The sequence below is a fragment of the Bacillus sp. AY2-1 genome (assembly GCF_008368965.1).
GTDB lineage: Bacteria > Bacillota > Bacilli > Bacillales > Bacillaceae_G > Bacillus_A > Bacillus_A thuringiensis_S.
In genome coordinates this window covers 1-744 of the sequence record NZ_QPEL01000293.1, presented here as the reverse complement: position 1 = coordinate 744, position 744 = coordinate 1, and the positions used below count along the sequence as shown (strand labels likewise).

The following is a 744-nucleotide window of genomic DNA, read 5'->3' as shown; positions in this document are numbered from 1 at the left end:
CTATTAAAATGATAAGGTAATCGCGATTTTTAATGTAAGGAATCCAACTTAATAGCCAAAATAAAAATACTTGAAAAACTACTGTTTCATATATAGGTGCTGCTAATACCCCCAATAAAACTTGAAGAATAAGAGGTGCTTCTGTTATTGGGTTTTTTTGTATTTCAGGTAAGAATAGACCTAATGGTATTACAAATAAAAATGATCCTAATAAAATAAGAAAAATAAAAGAAATGGTAGGCAAAGTAAACATAAATCTATTTATTTTTTTGAGCATATATATTTCTCCTATAATCTTTTATTACATCTATACGAAAAGTAATAAATAATTGAGTCTCTTTTTGTTTGACATGTTTTCGTCTACCATTGATGAAAACCGTTCTGTAATTGAATTCTTGGCTTATATGTAGGTGTAGCGATAAAGTAGGCATATATTAACTCTATATTGTTAATATCAAAATATTAAAGAGCTAAGTGAGATATTAAGGTCACACCAATTTTATGATGAATATAATATCAAGCCCGTTAAGGAAATATGCTATATAGGACACGTTTGTACTGATTATTTTACTATATGAATATTTAAGTGCATATAGTTTTGGAGGAGTATGTATTTTTGCATTTTTTAATACAAACGTTTTTTATTAAAAATTAACTTACTGCGCTACCTCATATGAATTTAAGACAATTGAAGGGTAAAGCCCAAAAGAGTCTAAGTTTAGATTGTACAGGTAAATATTATAA

At 27.0% G+C, this 744-nt stretch carries 1 pseudogene; it reads right to left on the bottom strand.

Going from position 1 to position 744, the window contains the following annotated elements:
- Positions 1-277, bottom strand: a pseudogene (locus DN403_RS30545) (CPBP family intramembrane glutamate endopeptidase); the annotation flags it as partial.
- Between the last annotated feature and the right edge of the window lie 467 nt (positions 278-744).